This is a genomic window from Thermanaeromonas sp. C210, from assembly GCF_013167955.1.
Taxonomy (GTDB): domain Bacteria; phylum Bacillota; class DSM-521; order Neomoorellales; family Neomoorellaceae; genus UBA12545.
The window spans coordinates 502,505-528,344 of the sequence record NZ_BLWF01000001.1 but is presented as its reverse complement, the minus strand read 5'-3'; the positions used below and the strand labels follow the sequence as shown (position 1 = coordinate 528,344).

Annotated in this window: 28 protein-coding genes and 2 tRNA genes; 11 read left to right on the top strand and 19 right to left on the bottom strand. The window is 56.9% G+C overall.

From position 1 onward, the window contains the following. Positions 1-181: 181 nt before the first annotated feature. Complete coding sequence (gene garR / locus TAMC210_RS02525) at positions 182-1,078, bottom strand: 2-hydroxy-3-oxopropionate reductase (RefSeq protein ID WP_173297217.1); 897 nt, start codon at positions 1,076-1,078, stop codon at positions 182-184. Between the two features lie 180 nt (positions 1,079-1,258). On the opposite strand from garR, the gene TAMC210_RS02520 reads away from it, so the two are divergent. Continuing rightward, a complete protein-coding gene (locus tag TAMC210_RS02520) occupies positions 1,259-2,800 on the top strand; it encodes a coenzyme F420-0:L-glutamate ligase (RefSeq protein WP_254388473.1) in 1,542 nt (513 codons plus the stop codon). Between the two features lie 20 nt (positions 2,801-2,820). Here the strand turns inward: TAMC210_RS02520 and TAMC210_RS02515 are convergent, their stop codons facing one another. The 3 genes from TAMC210_RS02515 to TAMC210_RS02505 form a co-directional block, all read right to left on the bottom strand. Then, the gene (locus tag TAMC210_RS02515) at positions 2,821-3,876 is read right to left on the bottom strand and encodes a polysaccharide deacetylase family protein (RefSeq protein ID WP_173297216.1); all 1,056 of its coding nucleotides are present in this window, start codon (positions 3,874-3,876) and stop codon (positions 2,821-2,823) included. A 99-nt stretch (positions 3,877-3,975) separates the two neighbouring features. Next, positions 3,976-4,761, bottom strand: coding sequence for an SIR2 family NAD-dependent protein deacylase (locus TAMC210_RS02510; protein WP_254388472.1), 786 nt, complete (start codon positions 4,759-4,761; stop codon positions 3,976-3,978). Between the two features lie 140 nt (positions 4,762-4,901). Beyond that, positions 4,902-6,095: a YgeY family selenium metabolism-linked hydrolase gene (locus TAMC210_RS02505; protein WP_254388471.1), complete on the bottom strand. Its 1,194-nt coding sequence runs from the start codon at positions 6,093-6,095 to the stop codon at positions 4,902-4,904. 278 nt (positions 6,096-6,373) lie between these two features. Between TAMC210_RS02505 and TAMC210_RS02500 the strand changes: the two genes are divergently transcribed. Continuing rightward, positions 6,374-7,048 (top strand): superoxide dismutase, encoded by a 675-nt coding sequence (locus TAMC210_RS02500; protein ID WP_173297215.1) that lies wholly within the window; start codon positions 6,374-6,376, stop codon positions 7,046-7,048. A gap of 32 nt (positions 7,049-7,080) precedes the next feature. Then, positions 7,081-8,217, top strand: a complete 1,137-nt coding sequence (locus TAMC210_RS02495) for a YkvI family membrane protein (RefSeq protein WP_254388470.1) — start codon at positions 7,081-7,083, stop codon at positions 8,215-8,217. A 148-nt stretch (positions 8,218-8,365) separates the two neighbouring features. Here TAMC210_RS02495 and TAMC210_RS02490 read toward each other — a convergent pair whose 3' ends face one another. After that, on the bottom strand, positions 8,366-9,727 hold the full coding sequence (locus TAMC210_RS02490) for an ISNCY family transposase (RefSeq protein WP_254388501.1): 1,362 nt from the start codon (positions 9,725-9,727) through the stop codon (positions 8,366-8,368). Between the two features lie 111 nt (positions 9,728-9,838). Between TAMC210_RS02490 and TAMC210_RS02485 the strand changes: the two genes are divergently transcribed. Both TAMC210_RS02485 and TAMC210_RS02480 read left to right on the top strand, forming a co-directional pair. Further along, positions 9,839-9,923: transfer RNA gene (locus TAMC210_RS02485), tRNA-Leu, on the top strand. A 50-nt stretch (positions 9,924-9,973) separates the two neighbouring features. Then, complete coding sequence (locus TAMC210_RS02480) at positions 9,974-10,909, top strand: tyrosine-type recombinase/integrase (protein ID WP_173297213.1); 936 nt, start codon at positions 9,974-9,976, stop codon at positions 10,907-10,909. Between the two features lie 120 nt (positions 10,910-11,029). Here the strand turns inward: TAMC210_RS02480 and TAMC210_RS02475 are convergent, their stop codons facing one another. The 4 genes from TAMC210_RS02475 to TAMC210_RS02460 form a co-directional block, all read right to left on the bottom strand. After that, the gene (locus TAMC210_RS02475; RefSeq protein ID WP_173297212.1) at positions 11,030-11,257 is read right to left on the bottom strand and encodes a type II toxin-antitoxin system HicB family antitoxin; all 228 of its coding nucleotides are present in this window, start codon (positions 11,255-11,257) and stop codon (positions 11,030-11,032) included. 14 nt (positions 11,258-11,271) lie between these two features. Then, positions 11,272-11,496, bottom strand: a complete 225-nt coding sequence (locus TAMC210_RS02470; RefSeq protein WP_173297211.1) for a type II toxin-antitoxin system HicA family toxin — start codon at positions 11,494-11,496, stop codon at positions 11,272-11,274. Further along, positions 11,493-11,693: a type II toxin-antitoxin system HicB family antitoxin gene (locus TAMC210_RS02465; RefSeq protein WP_173297210.1), complete on the bottom strand. Its 201-nt coding sequence runs from the start codon at positions 11,691-11,693 to the stop codon at positions 11,493-11,495. Before TAMC210_RS02465 ends, TAMC210_RS02470 begins: the two co-directional genes overlap by 4 nt. A 74-nt stretch (positions 11,694-11,767) precedes the next feature. Further along, positions 11,768-11,989, bottom strand: coding sequence for a helix-turn-helix domain-containing protein (locus tag TAMC210_RS02460; protein WP_173297524.1), 222 nt, complete (start codon positions 11,987-11,989; stop codon positions 11,768-11,770). Between the two features lie 171 nt (positions 11,990-12,160). On the opposite strand from TAMC210_RS02460, the gene TAMC210_RS02455 reads away from it, so the two are divergent. Further along, complete coding sequence (locus tag TAMC210_RS02455) at positions 12,161-12,424, top strand: hypothetical protein (protein WP_173297209.1); 264 nt, start codon at positions 12,161-12,163, stop codon at positions 12,422-12,424. A gap of 213 nt (positions 12,425-12,637) precedes the next feature. On the opposite strand, the gene TAMC210_RS02450 is transcribed toward TAMC210_RS02455, so the two are convergent. The 8 genes from TAMC210_RS02450 to TAMC210_RS02415 all read right to left on the bottom strand — a co-directional run bounded on the left by TAMC210_RS02450 (position 12,638) and on the right by TAMC210_RS02415 (position 20,744). Further along, positions 12,638-12,952 (bottom strand): hypothetical protein, encoded by a 315-nt coding sequence (locus TAMC210_RS02450; RefSeq protein ID WP_173297208.1) that lies wholly within the window; start codon positions 12,950-12,952, stop codon positions 12,638-12,640. Positions 12,953-12,959: 7 nt separating this feature from the next. Next, positions 12,960-16,253, bottom strand: a complete 3,294-nt coding sequence (locus tag TAMC210_RS02445) for a hypothetical protein (RefSeq protein WP_173297207.1) — start codon at positions 16,251-16,253, stop codon at positions 12,960-12,962. A gap of 113 nt (positions 16,254-16,366) precedes the next feature. Continuing rightward, entirely contained in the window at positions 16,367-16,810 is a 444-nt protein-coding gene (locus tag TAMC210_RS02440) for a hypothetical protein (RefSeq protein ID WP_173297206.1), read from the bottom strand. A 286-nt stretch (positions 16,811-17,096) separates the two neighbouring features. Further along, on the bottom strand, positions 17,097-17,447 hold the full coding sequence (locus tag TAMC210_RS02435) for a hypothetical protein (RefSeq protein WP_173297205.1): 351 nt from the start codon (positions 17,445-17,447) through the stop codon (positions 17,097-17,099). A 192-nt stretch (positions 17,448-17,639) separates the two neighbouring features. After that, positions 17,640-18,029, bottom strand: coding sequence for a hypothetical protein (locus TAMC210_RS02430; RefSeq protein ID WP_173297204.1), 390 nt, complete (start codon positions 18,027-18,029; stop codon positions 17,640-17,642). Beyond that, a complete protein-coding gene (locus TAMC210_RS02425) occupies positions 18,014-18,313 on the bottom strand; it encodes a hypothetical protein (protein ID WP_173297203.1) in 300 nt (99 codons plus the stop codon). The genes TAMC210_RS02430 and TAMC210_RS02425 overlap by 16 nt, the downstream gene beginning before the upstream one ends. Before the next feature lie 278 nt (positions 18,314-18,591). Further along, a complete protein-coding gene (locus tag TAMC210_RS02420) occupies positions 18,592-20,517 on the bottom strand; it encodes an AAA family ATPase (RefSeq protein ID WP_173297202.1) in 1,926 nt (641 codons plus the stop codon). 53 nt (positions 20,518-20,570) lie between these two features. Then, positions 20,571-20,744: a hypothetical protein gene (locus TAMC210_RS02415; RefSeq protein ID WP_173297201.1), complete on the bottom strand. Its 174-nt coding sequence runs from the start codon at positions 20,742-20,744 to the stop codon at positions 20,571-20,573. Positions 20,745-20,991: 247 nt separating this feature from the next. On the opposite strand from TAMC210_RS02415, the gene TAMC210_RS02410 reads away from it, so the two are divergent. The 5 genes from TAMC210_RS02410 to TAMC210_RS02390 all read left to right on the top strand — a co-directional run bounded on the left by TAMC210_RS02410 (position 20,992) and on the right by TAMC210_RS02390 (position 23,990). Then, entirely contained in the window at positions 20,992-21,678 is a 687-nt protein-coding gene (locus TAMC210_RS02410) for a hypothetical protein (protein ID WP_173297200.1), read from the top strand. A 366-nt stretch (positions 21,679-22,044) separates the two neighbouring features. Beyond that, positions 22,045-22,431 (top strand): hypothetical protein, encoded by a 387-nt coding sequence (locus tag TAMC210_RS02405; RefSeq protein WP_173297199.1) that lies wholly within the window; start codon positions 22,045-22,047, stop codon positions 22,429-22,431. 17 nt (positions 22,432-22,448) lie between these two features. Continuing rightward, entirely contained in the window at positions 22,449-22,763 is a 315-nt protein-coding gene (locus TAMC210_RS02400) for a hypothetical protein (RefSeq protein ID WP_173297198.1), read from the top strand. 421 nt (positions 22,764-23,184) lie between these two features. Continuing rightward, a complete protein-coding gene (locus TAMC210_RS02395) occupies positions 23,185-23,760 on the top strand; it encodes a hypothetical protein (RefSeq protein ID WP_217267224.1) in 576 nt (191 codons plus the stop codon). 145 nt (positions 23,761-23,905) lie between these two features. Then, a tRNA-Leu gene (locus TAMC210_RS02390) sits at positions 23,906-23,990 on the top strand. Between the two features lie 319 nt (positions 23,991-24,309). Here TAMC210_RS02390 and TAMC210_RS02385 read toward each other — a convergent pair. Beyond that, positions 24,310-24,471 carry a hypothetical protein gene (locus tag TAMC210_RS02385; RefSeq protein WP_173297196.1) on the bottom strand — a complete coding sequence of 54 codons (162 nt, stop codon included), beginning with the start codon at positions 24,469-24,471 and terminating at the stop codon, positions 24,310-24,312. 164 nt (positions 24,472-24,635) lie between these two features. Further along, on the bottom strand, positions 24,636-25,418 hold the full coding sequence (locus tag TAMC210_RS02380; RefSeq protein WP_173297195.1) for an IclR family transcriptional regulator: 783 nt from the start codon (positions 25,416-25,418) through the stop codon (positions 24,636-24,638). Positions 25,419-25,840: the final 422 nt, after the last annotated feature.

The window sequence follows — 25,840 nt, the reverse complement described above, 5'->3', positions numbered from 1 at the left end:
TTAACAGACCCCGTATTCTTTTTTTAGTCAGTTTTATCATACAGAATACGCCGCCAGGTGTCAAGAAAATTGAGGGCCTAGTTAAGGACCTATGCAAATCGCTTTTTCCTTCCGGTGCAGCAAACCGTACTTTTCACTTAATCTGACAAACCAAGCGTAATCTTTTTCCTCTTTGGCAACGTTACCCCGGCTCCTTTCTCACCTTTACCTGCGCCATTTTTTCGTAGAAGCGCACGATGGCGCTGTGGTCCGCCTCGCCCAGCCCGTCCACTTTAAGGGACTGGAAGATCTCCATGACCAGGGACGTCAAGGGCAGGGGAACCCCTATTCCATGGGCTGCGGCCAGGGCATTGGCTAGATCCTTTATGTGCAGGTTTATCCGGAACCCCGGCTTAAAGTTCCCGGCCAGGACCATGGGTGTCTTCATATCCAGCACCGCACTCCCCGCCAGCCCTCCCCTTATGGCCTGGTAAAGGAGTTCGGGATCCACCCCGGCCTTGGCGGCCAGCACCAGGGCTTCGGACATGGCGGCCATGTTCAAGGCTACGATTATTTGATTGGCAAGTTTGGCCACGTTGCCGGCCCCTATGTCCCCTACCCGCACCACCGAACTGCCCATGGCCTTAAGGAGGGGATAACATTCGGCAAAATCTTCCTCTTTCCCCCCTACCATGATGGCCAGGGTACCCTGGATAGCCTTGGGCTCGCTGCCGCTTACCGGCGCATCCAGCATGCGGACTCCCTTTTTGGCCAGCTCGGCCGCTATCTCCCGGGTTACGTAGGGATCGATGGAACTCATATCAATGAGTATGGAGCCCGGCCGTGCCCCTTCGATAAGGCCCTTAGGACCCAAGGCGACTTCCTTTACTTCGGGGGAATTGGGGAGCATGGTAATAAACTTGTCACACCGTTCGGCCACCTCGCGGGGAGAGCCTGCGGCTTCGGCTCCGGCCGCCACCAGCTCCTCCACGGCGGCCCGGCTCCTATTATAAACCACCAATTGATAGCCCGCCTTGAGGAGATTCTTGCTCATGGGTTTACCCATGATGCCCAACCCGATGAAGCCGATCTTGCCCATAACCCGTGACTCCTTTCCAGAAGTGTTTACCCGTTATTCAGGAACCGCAATTATATTCTACCGCCCAATCCGCGAGGGCTCCAGGTTTAAAAACTTGCTTAAGGAGGGAGCTTGCCTTAGAGTGAAACGAGGTGTAAAGTTATGGTGGAAAAATTCTTATGGCAAAGGATGAGGAGTTTGGTGAAGGAGTATGGAGAACGCGTAGCCGCGCAGGTACTAGCGGTTAAAACAGGGCTCATCCTGCCCCACGACGACATCGCCGCTACGGTGGCGGAGGCCGTACGAGGCATAGTGGAGGACGGGGATATAGTTTGCGTGACCGAAGCGGTCGTCGCCCGTTCCCAGAACCGGTACTTGAGTTGCGAAGAGCTGGCCGAGCAGGTAAAGGATATCTTTGGGCTAAAACCCAAGAGCACCCTGGCCGTAGTGTACCCCATTGCCAGCCGCAATCGCTTTGCCCTGGTATTAAAGGCCATAGCCATGGCCAGCCAGGGAGGCAGGGTTATAGTGGCTTTCCCCGTTCCAGCAGATGAAGTGGGGAACCAGGTCATAGACGCCGAGCTGGCCAGGGTCCGCCTGGGGCTCAAAATGCTTTACAAACATCTGTCCTCGGCCCGGGGCAGTACACCGTATTTGAATATCCTCATCCGGGAAGTAATAGCTGCCCTCACCCTTCAATCCTTAGGCTACAGCATCGTGGGCATGAGAAAAATCCTGGGCAGCGGGATCGCCGATATTACCGTGCGCACCCCTGAAGGCGTCCTGGCTCCTCTGGAAGTAACCTTCGTCGAACACGAGAGGGCAGCGCGGAAGGCCGTGGAAATCCTGGAAGACATGCCGGAGGCCGGTCAGGCCCTGGCGGCAGGAGTAGACCTGGGCCGGAAGGAATTCGCCCTTTTCGATGCCCGGCGGTATTTGGAGGGAGACAGGGAGCCGTTGCGGCAGGTATCCTTTGCCGAGCAGCTGAGCGCTTTTGCGGAAGAGGAGGTTATCCACGGCCGGGAACTGCCCAACGAGGTGTTTTGCCACCCCATTACCGGCATCGACTACCGCCGGCTTTATTCAGAAGTCATCCAAGAAGCCGGCGCCCAGGGCGACGTGATCTTTACCAACAACCCCCTCAAAGTCTACGAACTGGGGTATCTGGACGGTATAGTCCTGGGTGAAGTCCACAACCGCCAGGAGCGGCGGGATCTGTTTTTGGCCCTGGGAGCTAAAGTTCCGGTAAAAACCCTGGACGAACTCGGGCCTTCCCCGTGGGGGGTCATCGGCTCCAATGTTTCTGATTATGAAAAGGGCATCTTAAAACTTTTGCCGGAGGATGCCGACGGAACCGCGGAGCAGATACGGAAACGGATTCTCAAGGATACGGGTAAGGACGTGGAGGTCCTTATTTTCGGCGACGGCGCTTATAAGGATCCGGATACCGGTATTTACGAACTGGCCGACCCCTACCCCGCCCTGGGGGTTTCCGAAGGAATGCGGGACTTAAGGCTCAGGACCGGTAAGAAGCTCAAGCTGGTGGTAGATACCCTCTACAACAAAGGTTACAGCCGCGAAGAGATTGCCCGTCTCGTAGCAGAAACAAGGGAGGAGCAGAGCGACCTCGGCACTACACCGCGAAGGCTGGTGAGCATTGCCGCTACCCTGGCGGATCTCCTGGCCGGCTCGGCCGACCAGGGCACCCCTATAGTGCTGGTAAGGGGCATAAAACGCGATTAAGAAGGGAACAAACATAACCTTTACCTGGCGGCCGCGGCCAAGGAAGAAGCAATTAAGTCGGATACGGTTACCAATTCATAGCCTTGACTCCTGAGCCTTTCGATTAAACGGGGCAGAGCCGCCAGGGTGCCGGGACGGGATTCATGGAGAAGAATGATGCTGCCGTCGCCTACGCGGGACATTACGTGCTCTGTTATGACCTCTGGAGCAGGCCTCGACCAGTCACGGGGATCGATATTCCAGGTCACCATTATTAGCTCTAATTTGGCCGCAGCGGCTATCAAGTTGGGACCCACGGCGCCGTAAGGAGGGCGGAAGTATTCCACCGGCTGGCCGGTGATGGCCTGGAGTACTGTGGCAGTCCGGAGGAGGTCTTCCTCGATTTCCTCCTGGGCGGCTTTAGTGAGATCAGCATGGCGCCAGGAGTGGCTGGCCACCTGGTGACCCCCGGCCTGAACGGCCTTCACCAGAGCAGGGTTAGCCTCCGCTTGCCTGCCCACCATGAAGAAAGTGGCCGGAGCTCCGGCGGCCTTCAGAGCCCGAAGATAGCGCTCGGTCCATCCGGGAACGGGCCCATCATCAAAGGTGAGGGCCACCCGCCGTCCCGCGCCGGGCACCTCCCGCACGGGCTGACCCTTGAACTGTCCCCCTCTTCCGGGCGGAGGTTCCACCCCGGCATCCGCGCCGGGTGGGGAAACATCCCTTTCCGGCTCCCCGGGAGCCGGCGCTGTCTGACTACCATGGTGATCGACGGGAGGTCGGGGCGTCGGAGGGGGAGAGGGATGATCGTCTGTCCCTCTCTCGGGGGACGCCCCGCCGGCCGGGGGCCGGGTCGCCGGCGCAGGGTCTACAGGGGGCTGTTGGATGGTATGTATGTTTCCCCCCACGGGGCCTCCTTGCGCCCCCGCCGCCTGCCGGTCCGCTCCGCTGCAAAGGAGGAGAAGGGCTAACGGAACAGCCACCATCATAGCCAGCCTCAGCCGCAGCAACCCCGCGCGCCATGCCGCCCAAGGCCGTAGCATTAAACCGGCTGTCAAAGACCAATGATCGACAATATATTTGACTACCTGCCCCACCCCGGTCTGCTCCTCTTTTCCTTGTTTATTATTTAGACGTTATTCCCCCCTTTTCGGTTCCGCAAAATTTGCCTTCCCTTGATAACAATTACCATTTAATCATTGTCCTTCAATTCCTAGGGCCTCTAACAGATTATGGAAGAAGGAGCCCGCCTCTTTATAGGCTACCACTTCGGCTTTGGGGTCCCACGGGGTGGGCTCCTTGTTGATTATGACCAGCCTCCTCGCCAGGCGGGGCAGGTCGGCCACCGGGTATACCTGCAAACTGCTGCCAACTACCATCAGCACCTCGCACCCGTGCATTTCTTCCCGGGCCCGGTAATAATCGTCCCCCATAGGATCGCCGAAGAGCACCACATCCGGCCGCAGCAACCCGTTACACTGCGGGCACCGGGGCGGGTTAGTTCCCCGGTTGAACTGGGTTATGAGCTCGGTGAAGGGGTAACTGGCGGCGCAATCCAGGCAGCGGCAGGTACGCAGGTGCCCGTGGACCTCCCAAACCCTTTGGGAGCCAGCTTTGCGGTGCAGTCCGTCGATGTTCTGGGTGATAATGCCGTGGATGTATCCCTTCCTTTCCAACTGGTACAGGGCCCGATGGGTTATATTGGGCTGGGCCGCCGCGTAATCGCACCAGCGCGGCAGGTTAAACCGGTAGAATTCTGCGGGATTGGAAAGCAGGGCTTGCAGGCTGGCCTTCTCCATGGGATCATACTTCTCCCACAGGCCGGTCCCTTTGCTCCGGTAGTCCGGTATCCCGCTTTCCGTACTGACCCCGGCACCGGTCAGCACCATGGTCTTGCGGGACTCCCTTAAGATATCGGCCACCCGGGAAGCCGCCCCTGACGGGCCGCTCATCATTTTCCGCACCACCTTCCTTGTTCTCAATGCTTTTCCAGCCTTCCCCCTAGGGCGGGGCGCCGGCGCCCCGGTTTTTCCCCGGTTACCGTCCATTTTTCAACAAGCAGCAGGGAGTCCCGGGCCAACAATCCAAAATTACACCGCGGGCGATCCCCGCCTTAACCCCGTTACATGCCCTCACCGGCGGCCAGCTCCGCCGCCAGGTAGTAATAGCCTGCGGCACTCTTGTATAGCTGGTCCAATTCCAAATACTCATCGGCAATGTGGGCCTCGGTTTCCCGTCCGGGGCCAAAACCCACCGTGGGAATACCGTACACCCCGGCGGAGGAGCTGCCATTGGTACAGAAGGAATAAGCAGATATGACGGGTGGCAGGTTGGCTTTCCTGAGGGCCTGAAGGGCTCCCCGCACCACCCAGTGTTCGGTGGGCATTTTCCAGGCGGGGGCGAAGCGGAGGCCGTGTACCCTGAACCCCGTGTAGGTGGCAAAATCATTAAGGGCAATGAAGGCTCGGCCCCGGAAGGCCGGGTCCGCGTCTTCCAACTTTTGCAAGGCACCCGTGATAACCCCCACCACTTCTTCGGGGGTCTCTCCCACCAGGAGCCTCCGGTCGTAGGTGGCCCGGCATTTTCCCGGGACTACCGAATTGCCGGGATAGGGAAAGGATATGATGTCCGTAAGCTCCATGATGGCCGGCCCCAGCAGTTCATCCCGGGGTAGCTCCAAGTGGGACAGCGCCTCGATGGCTGTAACCATCTTGCAAACGGCATTGATGCCTACCTCGGGGTGAGACGAGTGAGCGGCCTTGCCGTAGGTTTCTAAGACAATTTCCGCCCGGCCTCTCTGGCCGATATTAAGCTTGAGTTCGCTGGCCTCTCCGATCACCACCGCATCAGGACGCACCTCTTGCAGGACGTATCCCAGGGCCACTCCTTCGGCAGTTTCTTCGTGGACCGTTCCGGAAACATAGATTTCCCCCTTAAGATTCTCCCTGTGCCCGGCCAGTTGCCCTACGGCGTAAACCATGGCGGCCAGGGCGCCCTTCATGTCCGAAGCTCCCCGGCCATATATTTTCCCCTCTACCACCGTACCCTGGAAAGGAGGGTACTTCCACCGGTCCTCGCCGGGGCCCACGGTGTCCAAATGCCCGTCCAGGAGCACTTTCCTCCCCGGCAGAGCTCCCTTCACTACCCCCACTACACTGCCCCTCTCGTCAATCCAGGCCCGGTCAAAACCCAACTGCAGCATGACATTTTTTACAGCGTCGGCCAGCGCTTTTTCCTCTCCCGTAACGCTGGGTATGGAAAGGAACATGCGGCAGAGGTCTAAGAGTTCCTTCCGGCTTGGCTCGGTTAACTCCACCTCGGCACCACCTTTATCTATTGTTTCTTGTTCGCCCGAACTGAAGGGGCCAAAGCCCCTCCCTTTAACATTCTAGCACAAGAAACCAAATCCTCCCTACTTAAATCGACAACTCGGGACCTCACCGGTCCTTCCGGCCAAAAGGAAAAGGCTGGGGGTTATGCCGGATCGCGGGTCCGGGCTTTAAGGGCAGGAAATGGAAAGTTTCTAAGGACATGTCACGGCATGGGACGGCCGGCATACGATATAGATTAAGACGGGGAAGGAGAGCGCTAAAAATGAAAGACCAGGCCGCAAGCCACAGTTTATCCGCTTATCTTCCGCCGGGGCACCACCGCCTGCCGCCCTTACCTTACCCTTACAACGCCTTAGAACCCTATATTAGTACTACCACCGTACAGATCCACCACGACCGCCACCACCTGTCTTACGTACAGGGACTGAACAACGCCGAGGTTAAACTCGCCGAGGCCCGGCAGAAGAGCGACTTTTCCCTGGTAAAGCATTGGGAAAGGGAACTGGCCTTCCACGGCTCCGGGCACATCCTCCATAGCATTTACTGGACCACCATGGGGCCCGGCGGTATCCGGGAGCCCTTTGGACTGGTGCGTCAATACCTGGAGAAATATTTCGGGAGCTGGCCTATTTTCCGGGAACAATTTACACAAGCCGCCGTAGATGTGGAAGCCTCGGGCTGGGCCCTTCTGGTTTGGCAACCCTTCTGGCGGCGGCTGGAGATCCTCACCGCCGAAAAACACCAGGATTTGACCCAGTGGGGTGTTATTCCCGTTCTGGTGCTCGACCTGTGGGAACACGCCTATTACCTGGACTACCAAAACCGACGGCGGGACTACGTCGAGGCCTGGTGGCACTTAGTTGATTGGTCGGAAGTGGAAAAACGCCTTCAGCTGGCCTTGCCCGCCAGGGTTCCTCTAGGCAAAGCTCATGTTTAAGACGGCTCCCGGACAGGCAAAATAAACGTAGTATGGCCGCTAAACAATATTCCGAACTCAAAATTGCTGCGACCTATATCGGCACAGTAGTCGGGGCAGGCTTCGCCTCCGGCCAGGAGGTGCTCCAGTTCTTCGCCTATTTCGGTATCCGGGGTCTCCTGGGCTTGGTTGTGGCCACCATCCTTTTCATCGTCCTCGGCTATGCCGTCCTGCTCTTCAGCCACCGCCTCCAAGCCCATTCCCACTTACCCATCATCCGCCACGCCGGGGGGCCGCTGGTGGGTAAAGTGGTGGACGGGATCACCACCTTTTTCCTCTTCGGAGCCCTGGCCGTCATGGCCGCCGGCGCCGGTGCTATTTTCAGGGAGGAGTACCACCTTCCCGCCCTTGTGGGCAGCAGTATATTGATCGCCGCCACCCTGGCTACGGTACTCTTGGGTATAACGCAGGTTATTAATGCCATTAGCTTCGTCGCTCCCCTTCTGCTGGCCACCGTCCTAGGGGTAAGCCTATTCGCCCTGTTTACTAATCCTTCTTCTGTGGTGGCCAATCTCGCCTGGTCGGATGTGCCCCGGGCCGCGGCACCCTTCTGGCCCCTGGCCGCCGTCCTTTACGCCTCTTACAACCTGGTCCTGTCTATAGCGGTACTGGCACCGTTGGGGAGCTTAAGCCGGGAGGAAAATCTCCTCCCCGGCGCCATTTTGGGAGGAGCGGGGCTCGGTCTGGGAGCCGGGGCCATCACCTTGGCCCTCCTGGCCGCCGCACCCGACGTTACGGCGTGGGAAGTACCCATGCTCCAGATAGCGGGAGGCCTCGCTCCCGTGGCCCGCACCTTGTACAGCATAATTCTCCTGGCGGAAATTTATACCACCGGCGTCAGCAGCCTTTACGGTTTTACGGCCCGCCTGGCCGAACCGGAAAGCAGGCGGTTTTCCTATCTGGCCGTTATCGCCAGCGCCGTCGCCTTGATAGCCGCCCAGTCGGGATTCTCCCGCCTGGTGGCCTTCCTCTTTCCCCTGGTCGGCTATGGCGGCCTCCTGCTGGTGGGAGGCCTGGCCTATTATTTCTTCCGGCAAAGGCTGGTCTTACCGGTGGCGGAACTGGCCCTGAGAGGTCTTTTACCATTGGCCCGTAAGGCTTTTCTTTTTAAGAAAAAAGACGATTCCTAAAGAGGATGCATCCGCTCCGCGAAGCTGTTGGTACGAGGGCGGCCCCATATCACCCCCGGTATCACCCCCGGCCGAAAGGCGAAGACCCCTCAAAACCTTTCTAAAGACAGAAGAAAGCGTCGTCCAATGTCAAGCGTCAATGAAAATGTCAGGTAAAACTCGTCTGTGATTCTGTCAGGGTAGAAGTGGTATAATTAGGCCTGCGGGGTTTCCATGGCTTACGCCATGGATGATTTTGAGCGGGCCTACGAATTGAAGTAGTGCCCGCCTTTTCCTCGATTTGGGGAGTAAGCGCAGGCTGGATATTACTCCGGGTTTTAGAGGAGGGGGCAATCTCCAAAGGTTCTAACGAGTATATATTTCCCTTCCATCCCACATACAAGCGACCATCAGGCAGTTTATGCACTTCTACCACAGAACGCACAGGGATAATAGGCGCACCTTTAGGAGTTAACACTTTATAAGTCTTGCACTCGAAGCGGATGGTATAGCCGGGGTTCAATATCCGGTGTTCCTTCCAGCAGAAGATATGTTCCAGGCGCAAGTGGGAGGGGATGGGGCGGAAAGCGGAAACCGGGTTAGCCGGGGGTATAGCAAACTTTTGGTTATAGCGCACGATAAAGTTTTTAAGGACGGCATTAGCCTCTTCCAGGGTAGAAGCACCTGCCAGGCGCAACTCAAGAACTAGCCTTTCCTGGAGGGTCTGGAAGGAGCGTTCGATGCGGCCTTTAGCCTGAGGGGAATGGGCGGGGATGTGCTGGATCCCCAGTTCGTTTAAGATACGGCCAATTTGGGTTAAAGAGCGTTGTTGGCCCAGGAGCTGTTGTGCGATACTAGCAGTATTCTCTTCACCCTTAGGAGGGAAGAAGAGGGTATGGCGGTCGGAGTAGATGGCCAGTGGGATACCGTAGTTAATTACTAGGTCATAGAGGAGACGGCGGTAGCCCTCGAAATCTTCAGAAGGCCGGAAGAGGGCAGAAAGTATTTGGCCGGTAGCGTCGTCGATGGCTAAAAGCAAGACGAGCTTAGGGCCGCGGCCTTCCAACCAGTCGTGGTGGCTGCCGTCGATTTGGACCAGAAGGCCCATTTGAGGTTTACGTGGGCGGCTGCGGTGGAGTTTAGGAGGCCGGTGCTTTTTAGGGCTTAAGATACCGGCGGCTTTGAGGATACGGGCTACAGAAGAAGGGCTTAAAGAGATACCTTCATGCTCATAAAGCAACTCACTAAGGAAAGTGTAATTGCACCCCCTATACTTAGTTTGAGCGAGATGGACCACCTGCTGGCGGGTACCTTCTGGGATAGTGTGGGCTGGCTTACGTCCGCGGTTTCCGTGGGCCAAGGAAGCGGGCCCGTGCTCTCGCAACCTGGCCTTGAGCCTATAGACGTGCCGTTCACTTAGGCCTAGAAGTAAGGCCGCATAACTAGTGGTAATTAACCCTCTCAGAGTTTGTTCTAAGACTTGGATGCGATTTAGTTCCGTCTGTGACAAAGTAATCCTCTCCCTGCTCATACTGACATTTTCACTGATGGATTTCACCCTGACAATATCACAGACGGATCACAAAGAAAGCGTCGTCCCCTTGACGAGGGGATCTTCATTGTGCTAAGCTATTCGTAGCCTGCGGGCGTGGCGGAACGGCAGACGCGCCAGACTTAGGATCTGGTGGGTATCCCCCGTGGAGGTTCAAGTCCTCTCGCCCGCACCACAAGGCTTTGCCTCCTCAAGAAATCTAGTGTTGCTGAGGAGGCTGTTTTTATGGGCAGGATTGCGAAACTTAGCCCCAAGGTGCTGGACTTATCCCAAGCCCTGGAGGAGTTCCTTCTTGCCAAGCAGGCTGATGGTATAGTGCCCGCCTCGCTGGAGAACTACCGCTTCCATGTGGAGACCTTCCTCAAGGCCAGCCCCAACCTCAACACCTACGAGGCCGTGCAGAAAGCCGTTATACGCTACTTCAGCCAGCCTTGCTCTCCTGGGTACCGCAACATCCGCTTGCGCCACCTCAAAGCGTTCTTCAACTGGTGCGTAAGCCAAGGCTACCTTCCCGCCAACCCTGTGGCAGGGATAAGGCCAGCGAAGGAAGACTTAAACCGCATAAGGCACGTGCCTTTAGAAGCCTTGAAGAAGCTGCTCCAGCAACCGGACAAGCGGAGCTATGCAGGCTTAAGGGATTACTGCCTCTTGCTGGTGCAAATAGACACCGGAGCAAGACCCGGAGAGCTATTCCGGGTGAGGGTAGGCGATTTAAACCTCGAAGCCCGCGAGCTGTACATACGCCCGGAAGTAGCTAAGACCCGTGTGGGAAGGACTCTGGTCCTTTCGCCTTTCACCGCGCAAGCGTTGGCGAAGTTCCTCAAAGTACGGCCCACATGGTGGGGTGAGGATGTGCCCTTGTTCGCTACCGAAAACGGGAAGGCTTTAGACCGTAGCCAGTGGGCTGCAAGGGTGAGGGAATACTGCCAGAAAGCGGGTGTTAAGGTCACGCCCTACGGCCTGCGGCACACCTTCGCCATTGAGTTTTTGAAAGAGGCCAATGACCCGTTCGCTTTGCAGCGCATATTAGGCCATAAGGACCTTGCCATGACCCGCAGGTACGTGCGCTACCTGCAAGAAGACGTGAAAGAGATCCATGAGAAGGCCACACCTGTGGCAAAACTCCAGCAATTAGGCAAAAGGGCTAAGCGCAGGCTTTAGGCACTAATCCAAAAGCGGCCTCTAGAAGGCGCTATAAGGCCATGAAAAAGGCCGGGGGATACTTCTATACCTCCCGGCCATTTTGCGCCCTTTGTAGAGGCTTCTAGAAGGCCGTATTTGTTAGGCGAGCAGGCCCAGGTCCACACTTACGCGCTCAGCTATGGTCGCAGGTTGTGGAATGGGAAGGCCGTCTTCCTTCAAGCCCTCGATGTGCATACGTATGGCTTCGGCCATGTTAGCCCTTACCTCTTCAAGCGTTGCACCTGTAGCCACGCAGCCCGGCAGGTCAGGGGAATAGGCGGAAAAGTTATTGCCTGCCCGCTCAATCACAATGAGGTATTCGGTCATTGACGCTTGACCTCCTAGCGCAAAAGCGCAGTGAACTCCTCCACAGTGAGGCCCGCCTGCTTGAGAACTGAGCGTAACGTACCAGGAGCAAGCTCATCATGCAAGGGCACTATGGCCGTTCTGCCGCTGGGGTGACGCATTTTCACATGGCTCCCTCGCTGGCTTGCCTGGCGAAACCCCGCCTTTGTAAGGGCTTTGATGACCTCCCGACCGGATACCAAAGGCAGTTTAGGGCTCATAATGCTACCTCAACCGTGGCGATTATAGGTTCAGGCAGGGCCTCCGGCAAAGGCTCGTCCTCGAAATAAAGCTCCAGGGCCTCCTTCAAGTTCGCAAGGGCCTCTTCGATGGTCCTGCCTTGGCTCGCTACCTCTACCTCCACAGCTTTAGCTACATACCATTGGCCCTCTTTCGTCAATACAGCCGTAAAGCGCATAACAGTAACAACCTCCTTCGCCTTTGGGTTTAGCCGGTGTGGGCTCAAGCTCACGAGCCTGTGAGGCAAGCCCATTAGCAGACTTGCTCCTCGTCAGGCACGTAGACGAGCAAATCGCCGGGTTGGCAGTTAAGGACTTTACATAGCTTAGCCAAAACGTCAAATCGTATTCCCTCAGCTCTGTCGTGATAAAGCCTGAGCAGTGTCGATTTCCCAATACCTGTCCGCCTAGCGACTTCACTCATCTTTAATCGCTGAGCTCCTAGAATGTGAGATAGCCTCGATTCTATTCGCATAGCGGATTTCCTCCTTTCACTACCATTGTAACCGTCTTTGAGCATTTTAGCAACAGCATTGAATAAGTTTTTACCGTTAACGATTACAAAAGTGTTGACAGAGGTGTCGCTGTCGAATACAATATAATCAGAAACGATACCAAAACTACATTTCAAAAGGAGGTTTTACCTATGTCCAATGCTGTAGTCCAAGTCACCCAGGAAGTGAAGAAGGGGGTGACCATCGAGAGAGTGAGGGAAAAGTTGGAGGAAAGGGCAGCGGAACTGGCGTTACTGTTTTGGAGAGAACTAAGGAGCGAAGAAAACAGCCACATTTGGTGTTACGTAAACGACCACAGTGAGGGAAGGCTGCAAAACCTAATTGATAGGCTGATCGACGTCGAGGAGTATATTGACTTATGCGACTTGGGAACTTTACATGGTGGTGTAGTGTAAATACAAGAAAATCCCTGGGTATTTGCCCAGGGATTTTCTTTTTCCATGTTGGACCAACTGCGTGGCTGGGTAGTGCCGTCAATTAATGCAAGCCGCAAACCCGGCCTTATTTTTCCCTAGGTAGAGAAAACCGGTTAATGGCCTGGGTACCCCGGTCCTAGAAATGTTGCGTGAGCGGGGCGTCTCTCGCGCTAGTTTTCCATACGCAGGCCGTTATATTGCCCCGCGCTCCCGCAGGCCCCTTTCCAGCTCCGCAAGCTCTTCCGGGCTGATTGTTATTTGCGGCACGTTGATCTGGGTAGCCACTACCGGCCCACCACCTTGGAGCAGCCCCGCCACCTGCATGATCAGTTTAGCCGCCTGCACATTCCCGGCTCTGGCCTCCTCAAGCAGGGCTCCCAAAACTTCATCTGCCACCTCCACAGCTCTGGCAATTATTGCCTGGCGCTTCTCCTGAAGCACCTCCGGTGAAAGGGCAGTGCTTTGATTGTCTACTACGGCCAGGTTGGTGCTCGTTCGCCTGCTCACTTGGAGATCACCTCCCTAACAACTGTGGTAAGGCCCGCCTCGCCGTGGCCCCCGTGCCCAGGGCTGCTACGTCTGGCAGTTCCCGTTGCAGCATGGTCTTGTGATAACGCAGCACATCCTCCACTGTGGGCCATCTTCCCAGCTTTTCGGCCAGCCAGTTTAGGTTATCCTGCGAGAGCAGCCGTTGTAACACCCGCTCCCTGTCCGCATGGTTGTCCTGGGCAAGAATAGTGCGGATCATCCACAGGCCCCTGGGTGTCGGGTTCGCCCTGAAGTATTTGCGGAACAGCTCCACGCTCTCCGGCGAGAAAATATTCCGTAGTGCCTTATCCCTTACATCGGGCGGTAGCCCGAGCACATCAAGCACGGCCTCGATTGTTTCCTCTTCGCTGGGCGCCTTGCCGAGTACCCTGGCCAGCCAATAGTACCAGTCTTTGGTAAGCGCAAACCGGATTACGCCCTTACTGTCACGCCGCACCCCAAGAACGCCCTGGCGCATGGCTTCCCGCATTCTCACCTGCTCCTCGGGCAACAATCGGGTGCCGCGGCCCTGAACGGGGCGCTGCCCCGGGAACGTCCGCAGCCCAACCCACTCCATTATCTGCCTGGGTAAATCGAACCTGCCTGTAGGCGTTGCGGACCAGCCGCCCATAGCCGAGAGACCAGCACCGGGTATTTCCAACGTACCGGCGGGGAGCAGCATACTGACCATATCCTTCACAGTGGCTCGTATACGCTCCTCAAGGCCCATAGGCCGTACTTGCCCCGTGGAGAGGTCATACCCTGCTGCGTCCGCAGCTACCGCCACCAGAGGCGCGAGCTTGTACACAAAGTAGCGCTCGGGCCTTACCTCGCCCATGATGTATTGGAGCAACCTCGGGTAGTCCCGCCAGAAGAACCAGGGATCAAAGTATTGTCTTTGCCCCTGCGGTCCGAGCCCAACCAAGGGCGTGATGTCCACCAAGTGCCGGTATCCGGGAGGGTTCTCCCATATATTGCGCCCGTTGTTAATGCGCCTGTTCAAGGCATTGGCGAGTATAAAATTCGCCAGCACGTTGTTCATGAGATAACCTGCTAGGAACCGCTGCGCTAGCTCTCGGGCTTCAGGGGATAGCGCTGGCTCCGTGACCAATCCCGCCGCCCGGAAGGGCAATTGCAGGGTGTGGGTGAGCCACTTAGGCGCGAGGAAGAAATACCGCAAGGCCTTTTGAGCTGTGGGGTCAAGCATCTCCGTCATAACGCTGCCCGTAAGGAAGTTAGCCAGGTGCGCCGCCGTCTTCGCGGCCTCGCTCTCCGGCTTACCCTGCTGAGTGAAGCGCTTGAACAGGTCCAGGGCCAGGCCGGTGCGCATCTCTATCGTAGGGCCGAAGGCCATTGTTTCCACAGGTTCTAAAACGCGGCTCTCGATTGTGCGCCACAGCCTGGCGATAGGCTCCCGCACGGGCTTTGTGGCTGCCTCGAGCGTCCTGCGGTGCCAATCACTGCCGCCTATATCAAGGCCAGCCTCCACCAGCTTCGCCAGCTCGGGTGAGACTTTCTGCAAAGCCTCCGCACCAGTCTGTCTTGTGCGCCATGCATAGGCGAAGCGTGCTACGGGGTTGAGGGCGGTCACAAAGTCCTTGGCCGGACCGACAGCGCCGAACACCATCTGGCTTACCCAATCCCAGGGCAGGTAGACTTTCAGCCGCGTGGTCTGGCGCATTACCTCCTGCCAGGCCCTACCAGCAGGCCCAGGAGAATGATACATGGCTGCCAAGCGCCCCTCCAACCACTTCGCGGCGTCCGCCGGTAGGTACAGGTGCCCCGTCTCCCGCTCTAAGGCTTTGGCAGCGGCTTTAGCGCCTCGGGCAGCCTGCTGGCCCAGCTCTTTGATACGCCGTGCCTCCAGGGAGCGTAGTTCGCCCGGCAGTGTGATCTCCTTCACCCCAGGCGCATACTCCCGCGAGGCCAGTGCACGGATGCGGTTGAGGAATTTCACGTTTTCCAATAGCCGCTGGTGCTCAGAAATTCGCAAGGGCAACGTTTTCGACACGTCCAGCGTCAGTTCTTGCGGCTTGAACTTAACGAGCGCTTCTTCCAGGCTCAACTGCCTGGGCAGTTGGTGCGGACTGAAAAGGTGCGGCCTGCGGGCCAGCATAGCGCCCGCCGCCGAGCCCGTGGGTTGTGCGCCACGCTGCGCCAGGGCCGTCTCAGCGACGTAGCGCGGTACGTAAATTTCTTGTGGGTGCTGCCAGGTTTCTTCAAGACCCAGGCGGGTAAGCACTCGGTTCAGACGCTCGCTGAGGCTATGCACGTCCTGGGTGGCCCTAGCCAGCCGCTGGATGGTGGCATCCTCCATAGTGGGGAGCTTTTCCCGTAGCGAGCGCAGGAAGGCGGCGCTTTCCAGGTTGCCCGCCTGCGCAGCCTTCTGCTCCACCTGGGAAATCCTGCTCGCCAAGGTAGTGCGCCAGTGCTGCGGGTCAAGGAATTCCGGGTCCTTGAGCCAGGCCCTGGCTAGATGGGCGAGGTTCAAGAGGCCCTCATCCCCGCCTGCCGCCTTCTGCAAGAGGCTCTCGAACATCCTGGGCTTGTTTTCGGCCACTTTGCGGCCAATCACCCATTCATGCATCACGCGCCTGATCTGCTCTAAGGCCGGGCTACCGCCAGCACGCTGCAAGAGCTTGCTCCCGGCCTGCATGAGCTTTTCGCCTGCGGCTGCACCGGCACCTGCCCATAGAGCACCGGAAACCGCTTCCCGCTGCACCCATTGGGCCGTGGGCTGCCCCTTGCGCTTGCTTTCTTCAACGCCCAGCCACGCGCCGCCAAGAGCGCCCTCTAGGATGGCGGCAGCTATCCGACCGAGTTTTGGGCTTTCGGCGGCTATAATGCGCGTTACGGGCCGCAGCAGCCGGGATGCCCCAGCGAATGGGAGGTAAACCCCAAGCACCTCACCAACCGCACGGGCCGTCTTCTCGGCCTGGGGGGTAAGTGCGCCCCGCTCTATGAGCTTCTGCCCGACCTCCCGCGAGCGGAAAGCGCCAAAGGCCGCATAATCGGGAACAGTCAAGGCCCCGTATGCAACGGAGCGCAACCGTGCGGGCAGGCGTTCAATGGCTCTGGTAAGTGTTTCCACCTGCGCCTTCCGGTACGCCTCGGCCTCTTTACGGACCTGCTTGTAAAGCTCGTCCGGTGTCTTAGCTTCGTAACGCGGGGCGCTAATAGAGCGCAGCCACGCACTCACGCGCTTTGCCGTCCCCGATTGGGCAACCCGTGTTGCAACGTCCTTGATCCGCTTGCCGATATTTTCCAGAAACTCGAACATGCTCGCCGCCTCCTTTCGCATTGCGCAAGACTTCTTCTAGCAGCCGCCGGGCTTTGCGGTCTCCTCCGGCCGCCTGCTCCGCCAGCGCTTGTAATACCTGCGGGACGGCCCGCTCAATCGCAGCAGCGGCCTCCCGCCTCGCCTTTTCCATCTCCTGCCGCATGCCTTTGCACCTCCCCCGCACGTCTCATGAACTGTTTTAGCCACAGACCTGCATCTTTCGGCCAGCGGTAGTAGCCGTTCCGCTTCCACAGGCCGTAAGTGAGCTTAAGGCAGTGACGGCACGCGAAGGCTATGGCCCCAGGTGGAAGATAGAGCGTGGGCGTCTGTCTTCCACAGGTGGGACACAGCCACCAGCGCACCCACCCGCCATTCGGGCAGGTGAGCGGCAGCCGCACCCGCCGCACCACCTGAGCACGCCTGGCCCACACCAGGTTGACTTTATCCGGCCATAGGACATAACCCACCGTGGTCCAGCCGCCCTCAATGCGGCCCCGGCTGTGGTGTTCACGAAACGTATTTGCATAGAGCTTTACACAATTTTCCATCACAGGCATAATCAACCACGTCCCTTTGGTCAACATTATAGCACGCCATTCGGCATTGTGGTATAATCGCCCTAGCCCGCAAAAGGGAGGGATAGCCTCTGCTTAAACTCAAGCCTTCGCCTTACGCAGGCACGCCCTTGGAGGGGCTTGAGAGCTGCCTGCCGAAGTTTAAGCATGGCGATATTCTGCTCTGGACCGGCAAGCCTCGCACAGGCGGGGGAGGGAGCCGCCGCAGGTCACGCTACGGCAGCGCCCTTGCCAGGAAGCTGGAGATGTGGCGGCGGAGGCGCGGCCTCTAACGCTTCCCCAGCCATTCCAGCACGGCCTCGCGCGTCATACCAACGTCCTCGCCCCTGGCTGCCCGTTCAAGCAGTCGCACCTTGCCGCTGGCCCAGCGAAGCAACTCCAACGCCTGAGCGGGGTTCACTTCCAGCAAAGCGCCGAGCCATTCCAGCGGTCGCTGGGCGAAGTCCTGGAGGGGTATCCAGTAACCGCCGGGGTCGCATGTTCCACAGGATGGAAGGATCTCCCAGCCGCCTTCACCGTCGGGCCGCAGGTGTATCCGGGCAGCGGGCTTCTCGCAGAAGTGGCAGACAATCCAGTGAGCTCCCTTTGCGCGTGGCTCCAGAGTGAGCCTGAGAGACAATCCGCCTCACCTCCTTTCGCATCGCATAATGCAGGCCACCGCCTTGAGCGGGTATGGGTAGCAGGCTGCCATTGCCAACACCCACCCAACGATTAACAGAGCATCCAGCATGTTACATTAGCACCTCCTAGCCTTCCCGGCGTGTTATCTCAATAAGCAGCGTGCTCCCAGGGAAATGCCAGCTCCCGGCGCTCACGGCAGCGTCAAGGCCGTGCGATCACAAAACTGCACGAGTGCCCGCATGTCCTTGAGGGTAAGGGCGTAAGGCTGAGAAACATAGACGTGTGGCTTCCCGTCTCTAAGCCATAGCGAGACGTGAACATTGACCACCGGTAGCCAGAAGCATTTCGGAAACATGAGCCCTGTGCCCTTGCAATGGCCCTTCACCAGCCTGTTAAGGCATACGTGCCCAGCAGTTGGCTTCACACCGAGGCGTTTGGCAAAAGCTTCTCTCCGCTTTTCCCACACGGCTGTGGCAAAGGCCCGCTCTGCCATTTCCAGGCCCTCCTCCCCGGCTAAACGCTCAAGCGCTTGGACTGCCTCATGGAACGGGCTCGAGGGCCGGTTTACGAAGTAGCGCATGGTCGTTTCACCCCCTTATGAGCGTTTGCGAGCTTGCTATTCGCCACCAGGTGGCTGATAAACACATCGAGTTCCTCCGCAAGCCACACGCCCGGGCGGGGTCTCTCAAAAGCGCGCTGGCAGTGCTTGTGGGTGAAGTAAACCCGCCCTGGTTCATCCCACGGCCAGGTAGCGTTCCCGTGCTCCTCAATTACCTCCCCGCAGAAGTCGCAGGTCATAAGGGGACAGAACACACCGCCCTCCTCAGGATAGACGTTCGGGTAATACCTGGTAACTATTGCCATAGCCGGACAAACCCCCTTTCTGGCAGTTTACATAATACCTATATATGTGGGCGAGCAGGGCGAGCAGGCGAGCACTGAGCCCTGGAAGCCTTGAAAAATCTAGCTTCCACAGTGCTCGCCCCCTCCCAGGGTAGGGCGAGCACAAGGCGAGCGCTCGCCTATGATCGCCTTGCTCGCTCTGCTCGCTCCGCTCGCCTTGTGCTCGGGGTGCTCGCTTTGCTCGCTATGATCGCCTTGATCGCTATGCTCATGTTGTTCATGTTGCTCGTAGTGCTCGGTTAGTTATCATCATTGGTGTTATCCTCACCGCGTGTGGGATTTAATTGTGCAAAATTCACCTCGACCACTTTGCCCTGGTGCTTTATGATAAGTCCCTCTACCGGATAGTAGCGGCCTTTGACCTTCACAACCAGCCCGTCTCTATGGAGGTGCGCCAAGAGACGCCGCACTGTGCTGGGTGGCTTACCCGTATAGTCGGCTACCTCCTGCGCTGTGGCCCCGTTCAAAAGCCGGAGGGCTTCCAGCACCTGTTTGCGGGCCTCGCTCATGTGCACTTGCTCAGCGGCCCCGAGCACGTGCCAGCGGTAATCTTTAAATTCCACAGCCAGCTCGGTTTCGGGCACGTCACGGCCAATAGCCCGGAGGACTGCCCCTTGTGGTGCCCGTGTCAGTGCCAATAAGGTATCCGGCCCTCCAATCAGGCCTGTGGTGCCCAGAACTCGGTCCGTCCAATGCTCTGTGTCCTTTGCCTGGTTTAGGTGGTGCACAAGCAGGCCCGCAATACCGTGCGTATCCAGAAGTTGCTTGAAGGCGGAAATTTCCTGGTAATCCTGGGCGTAAATGTCGCTTGACTTGCCACGCCGTGCAGGCCTAAAACGAGCCCAGGTGTCAACGGCGATTAGCTTGAGGCCATAGCGCGGGATAAGCTTGTCGAGCTCCTCTAGCGCCGCAGGCATATTCGGGAACGATGTGGTGAGTAAACCGTCTCGGGGTGCAGGCAGGCGGGCCATTTCGAGGCGGTTTTTTAGCCGCCTTGGGTTATCCTCTAGGCTGATATACAGGGTAGGGGCTTCCGCCGGGGGCCTCATCCCCAGGACTTGTTTGCTCGCGGCCAGGCTTAAGGCAATGTCCAGGGCCAGCCAGGACTTACCTACCTTAGGCCTACCTGCCAGTACCGTTAGGCCTTGCGCGGGGAGCAGGCCGGGCAGCAGCCATGAGGGCTCGGGTAGGTCGGCCCTAGCGAGTTCATCCGCACTCCAGATTTTGCCTACTGAGACTCGCGGTGGCGACTGCTGCTCAGTACGGTCTTGGAATGCGGCCTCGACGACGGCTTTGAGCCGTTCACGCTCGTCCTGCCGGTTGCCAAATTTTGCCTGGTGCACCGCGCTAACCCGCACAACCGCCGCCGTTTCCTGTGGGGTTAAACCCGCTTCTTCGCATATACGGGCCAACCTGTATTCCGCGCCGGAGCGGTCAATTCCGTCAGTCTGCTTTTCCGGCCAGCTTCCGGTTAAGGCTTGTTTCACAAATTCCGCATCTCCTGACCTGCACTTCTGCGCCAATTTCTCGATGGCTGCTGCCAAGTCCACCCCCGCTGTGGGTATCTCCAGTTCGTCTTCCGCTTTCGCCGGGACTAACCAGGCTCTAGGAACCTCCGCAAGGGCCGTGGTACCAAGTGCCCATAACTCTTTACCGTCGTCATACCACTGGTACTTTTTGCCATTAATGGTGCTCGGTGGTAGCAAGATGTAATTTCCCCGACGAACATCAACATGGTTCAGATTGGGAATGTCAAATATTGGCAATTTGATGTCCCATTCGGGACCGGGGTCCTTAAGGTGGACGTGTATCCCACCTTCATGCTTTTGCCCTGGGCTTAAAACGATCGGCGTTTTTGTAATACCGGCGCTTGCCAGGACCTCCAGGACGTGGGAAACCTTGATCCGGCAACCGGGCAGCGGGTCAAAGTCAAGCACTGTCATGTTGTACCAGGTAGGCACGATTGCGACGTTACCGCCGCCTAACCAGTGCTGGAAGGCTGTGGCGACATCTACGACAGCCCAGCTTCCAGTTTCTGGGTCACGGAGCGGCTCTTTGGTACCGGGCTGGATAAGTATGAAACGGTCGCAGCCTGCTTCGTGGTAGGTATCGAAGAGCAGCTTGGCGAATTCCGGATTTTCCGGTAGAATATGGTCAGAACCCATGGTATTTCACCTCCTCGCTCGCCTCCGGGAGCACGCCGCCGGAGGTTTTTGTTTTACCGTGCCCTGGGAAGGCTCAGTATGAACCGCCTCAACTCGTCTTCGGTGACGACTAACTTGTTCCGAGGCCCGCGGAGTGCCTCCAGACGCCGCGTTTGGACATAGAAGCGCCAGGTCCGGGCCTTGATCCCGGTCAGGTTCTCCAGGTCTTTCAGTGTCAGTAGCCGCATTTACTCTTCACCCTCCTGCATTAGATTTTTCGCCTACATTGTAGCAGCACCGCCTCACAATTGACAAACACTCGGCAATGCGTTACAATCGGAGCAAGGCAATGTGTATCAATCCCTTGCACTTGTGCACTAAATGTCATGTCACTCATGTGACGGAATGAAGGCGGTGTGACAAGTGGAGCTGTTTTTCCAAATAAGGTCAAGAGGCGTGCAAGAGTATCTCTGGTCTGGCGAAAGGTGGCAGCGTGTGGAGCTGGGGCATTTCGCCGTCCCGCTCGTAAACAGGCTCATGCAAGAGGGTCTCTCTTCCCTGGTGCAAAGGCTTGGGCTGGCGGATGAAGAGGAGACCAGCCGCTATCTCATGCCCTTATGCGTCCTGGCCTTTTTCCTGGCTGGTGGCAGGGGAAGGAGGAAGATGGAAGCGCTGCCTCGAAGGGAGGATGTAGAGCTAGAAACCTACTTGAACGGCGATTGCCCCGAGCTGTGGGCTGTGTGGAACAGGCTGCAAGTGCTGCCTTTCTATGCTAAGTTACCCCGTGCTAACGCCTTCGGTTGGCATGTAAGGGCTGCGGATGAGTTGGGGGCTGCTACAGCCGAACTCACACTGGCTTTTATGCATGGTGTAAGGCAGCCATTTAAAGCCTGTAAGAAGCATGTGGCCCTTTACCATGAGGAGTGCCCCATATGCAAGCCTGAAGAGCAGCTCAGAAAGCGGTTCCTTAGCCTTCTAAGGCAGCATAAGAGCAGGCTGCTGTACGGGGCCATTATAGTGAGAGAGTGGGAGTACACCCAGACAGAAATTGAGCGCATTGCTAGGAAGGCCCGAACGGGTTCGGTACAGCAGGCCATAAGGGAATACTACGAGGTGTGCCGTGAAGCGGGTTTGCCTACAGGGTGGTATAGCAATTACAGGCCCTTCCTCAAGGGAGAATAATGTTCGTCTATGTCGAAAGTTTTCAGCCACAGGTAAGATTTTCGCATGGTGAAAAAGGGAAACAGCAGGCGGGCCGCTGAACGGTGGATCAAGCGGAGGCTGGACAAGCACATGAGCGTCGAGGATATAGCAAAGGAGCTTCTTTAACCCACCTGTGGAAAGAGCTAAAGTTGCTCGCGGTGGTGATCTGTACTAAAATTCAGATAGAGGCACCTCCATATCACACGAGCGCATTACCGCATCCCTGCCTGGACCCTCCCACAAGCGGGAGGGCTTTCCTTTTTGCTACAGCGTGGACGGGCAAGGAGATTTCTGGGGTTTTGTCGAAATATTACAGCATGGTGCTAGGGGGAGGAGGCGGTGGGTATGCCGGAAAGGGTTCGCCTGGGCTTGGTGACTTTAAGGAACGAACACGAGGTACTTAAACCTGTGGACCTGCCGGGGATATACATCGTTAAGCACTACAGCAAGCGCCAGTCCTTTGAAGATGTCGTCCAGGCAAGTAATGTGCAAAAGCTCTACGAGGCGGTGCGAGGGCGAGTGATCACTATAGACGGTGTACTTGACGAGGTTGAGCGTGGCGCGATCAAAGGGTTGCGGCTGACTTCCTACACTTCATGGAAGAAGAGGTATGAAATCGAGAACATTCTGATAGTGCTTTGCGCCCTGGGATTGGCAACTGCGGAGAAACAGGGAAGGGGTTTCGCGTTCTGGGTTCACCAGAAAGAGGCTGCCGCCACAAAGCAGCGGTAGGCGGGAGGTGTGCAAGGGTGCGGAAGGCTTTTGCGGTGTGGTTGGCTGTTACTGTGGTGGTTGCAGGGTTGTGGGCGCCTTTCTATGTGGCTGCTGTAAGGGCTTATAGAGCGGACCTCGATAGCTACCGGGCTGCTGTGTTCGAGTGGCAAAAGTATAAAGAGGCCCAGGAAGCTCGCAGGCAAGCACTGGATGCCTATGAGACGGCTAAAGAGGCATGGCTTAAGTCAGATGAAGCGGCAAGGTACCGTGAGCAGCTTATTAGAGAAGAAAATTGCGATCTTGCGTATGCGCTATCCGTCGCTATATACGGGTCGGCTGGTTACATATGACGATTTGTGGTATACACAACAGCAAAGAATAAGGGAGGCCCTAAACAAGAAGGCCGAGGAAGTGGCCGCAAAAGCGTTGGGCAGTGTACCTTCGCGTGAAGTTATTCCCGCGCCGCAGGTTGACCCCGCCAAACTTAAGGTCCGGGTGGATGCTGATCGGGGAAATCTAGGCAGGATCTTCATAGTCGGGTATGCCTACTGCCTTCTGTCTCTAGGCTACTGGATACTCGTATGGGGCTTCCGCAAGAGAGCCGGAGAGGCCGAAGGCGGCAAGCCTAGTGGGCAGGATAGAAGCACCACACTATAGCGGCTGTGGAACAGTCTGGGGGTGGCTGCTGTGAGAAAGCACCTGTGGGTGCTCCCAGCGATAGTGTGCATTGCGCTGCTGCTGGCGTGGCCGTTCAGGTGGGAAAAGGGGCCAGTGCAAAAGCAGTCCGGCACCTATCAGGGAATTGCGTGGACGGCTGAAGTTCATCACTTGCGGGATCGCTGGACGGGGCAATCATGGGTGGCAATCTATGGAAACGACGCAAAAGAAAAGAAGTGGTACAGCGGTGAGATGCGACCCATTCCTTCACAGGGGGAAATTGCGCAAAGAAAGGAACAAGTGCTGGAAAGGTTAGGTCAGAGAGAATACAGAGACACGCTGAACGCTCAGCTTGCCGAGTGCTATCGAATAAAGGAGCTTAACGAGGGAGCGCGGAACAAGTATAATCAAGCATTGCTCTCCAAAACCGTGGCGTCCCTGCCGCGAGAGGTAATTGACGGTTTTAAAGCGTGGGAGGAAGCGAACAATAAGGGTGCGCTACTTGCTAAAGAGCTGGCCGATGTGGAGCGTCAGGCTGAAGAAACGGCAGTGTCCGAACTAGCGCGTCTTGCCTGGGAGAAACGAAAACTAGCCACAGCGGTATGGGGTGGGCTTGTGGCTTTATCAGCGATCACCGCCTGTGTTCTATATATAGCTGGGGTGCGTAATGGGCAAACTGTTCGGCCATGACGAAAGTTTTTAGCCACGGGTTGGATTTTCATATAACGAAAAAGGGAAACCTCAGTCCATGACGAAGATATGCAAAGGCGAAGTCTGGTGGTGCTGGTGGAGCGCCTGGAAGCCGTGCCTGGAGCCCTTGCGGTCCAGGGCTCAGGCGGGCGTGGCGGAACGGCAGACGCGCCAGACTTAGGATCTGGTGGGTATCCCCCGTGGAGGTTCAAGTCCTCTCGCCCGCACCATAAGGTTTTGCCTCCTCAAGGACTCTAGTGCTGCTGAGGAGGCTTTTTTTGTTGGTCTCCTCGCAAGTCCTGCCCTAGGAAAAAACCTGATAGCCTCTTCACCCGAACACCCCGGAAGGCTGAGCGTTGTGTTTCGTTCTCCATTTCGGCAGCCTCGAAGGCTGGGGGTAGCCGTTGTCAAAAAGAAAGCCTCCTGGTAGCAAAGAATTGAAGAGCAAAACCCCAGATACCAGGAGGCGAACAAGCAATGCAAAAGGCGGAAAAGAAAGCCTTAAAGCCGTTCTACTTTCGTGATACCAGAGAAGGCTTCAACCGTCTATTAGGGGGACTCCTTGTCACGGCTAGAACGGCGACCCGTGGCACCGGTTTCGAAATCGTCGGGGTTCTGACCGCCCGCGTCTATCCACTGCTCCCTTTGGTATTCTCTCCATATCTCAGGTGAAAGGCGCTTTTCCCTCGGACCGCTCGTTTTTTCGGGCAAATGTATCCCTCCCTTGGGGTTCCGGCTGTTCTGGCACGCCAAATGGTTATTCCTTATTGTCTCCACTCCCAAGGGCCAGATACCTGGAAATAACAGGTCCGGGTCCTTACCTTACCGGGGCCACACTGTTGGTAGGTGTGAGGGGGGTCCTTTAAGGAAGTATCTCACCTTCGAATGGTACCAACGTCCGGGCCAGCACCCAACCTTTCACTCACCCTTTGGGCGGCCTCTAGAACCAATCCGGCGTAGTCTTCAATATTCCTCTCCCCCAAGGTAATAGCTACTGCAGCCACGCTGATGCTACCTATGACCTCATGGGTATAATCAAAAATAGGGGCGGCTACACAACGTATGCCGAGTTCATGCTCTTCCATATCCAAAGCATAACCCCGGCTGCGAATGCGCTTTATCTCTTCCCATAGTTCCCCGGGATCGGTGATGGTGTTGGGGGTAAATCTGGTCAATCTTACCTCCTTTAAGAGGGCTTGGATTTCTGCATCCTTAAGAAAAGCCAGGATGGCCTTGCCTACTCCCGTGCAGTAAAGGGGCGCCCGCCTGCCTATCATCGAGTACATCTGGATGGGATTGGTGCCGGAAATCTTATCAATGTATACTACCTCGTTTAAGTCGCGCAGGCCGAGATGGACGGTATGTCCTGTTTGTCTCTGCAGGTCCTCCAGCACTTCACGCGCCGAAGTACGGATGTCCATTTGATCGAGGAGCTTACTGCCCAGGGAAAAAACCTTCATGGTGAGGTAGTAACGTTTGCTCCTCGGATCCTGCCTCACATAGCCTTCCTGCATCAGCGTTTCCATTAACCTGAACACCGTGCTGCGGTTAACCCCCAGCTCCCTGGCTATTTCCGAAGCACCGGCACCGTGTTCTGATACCGCCAAGCGCTCCAAAATATACAGCGCCCGCTGCACCGATTGAATACCTTCCCGCATGCCCCACCACCCTAAGCAAAAAGTGTACCTTAAATCTTGTTGTCCAATAGACAACGCTGTTATTCTTTGTGATAACAATTCTACATTCCTTCATAAATTCCTTCCTATCTGCACTTTGATGAGAAAGGTGGTTCGGTTATAGAAGACTGTGCTGTCCGGAACCTTTAGGGGCTGTACCAATCTCTCTTTGGCATCTATTTGTTAATACCGGAAAATATTTGCAGGGACTCTAAGGTCGATGTCGAACAATTATTTACGAGAGGCCCGATACCGTAGCCCTGTAAGGGCGATGGCGCAAGCCCTCCTGTCCCGGCTGACTAGAGTAAGGCGGCAAGCAAGGCAAGTAGCTTAGTTAAGGAGTTGGTATTCGTGATCCCGAAACGGTGGCGACCAGGACCATTATAACTGGATCGCTTTCCACC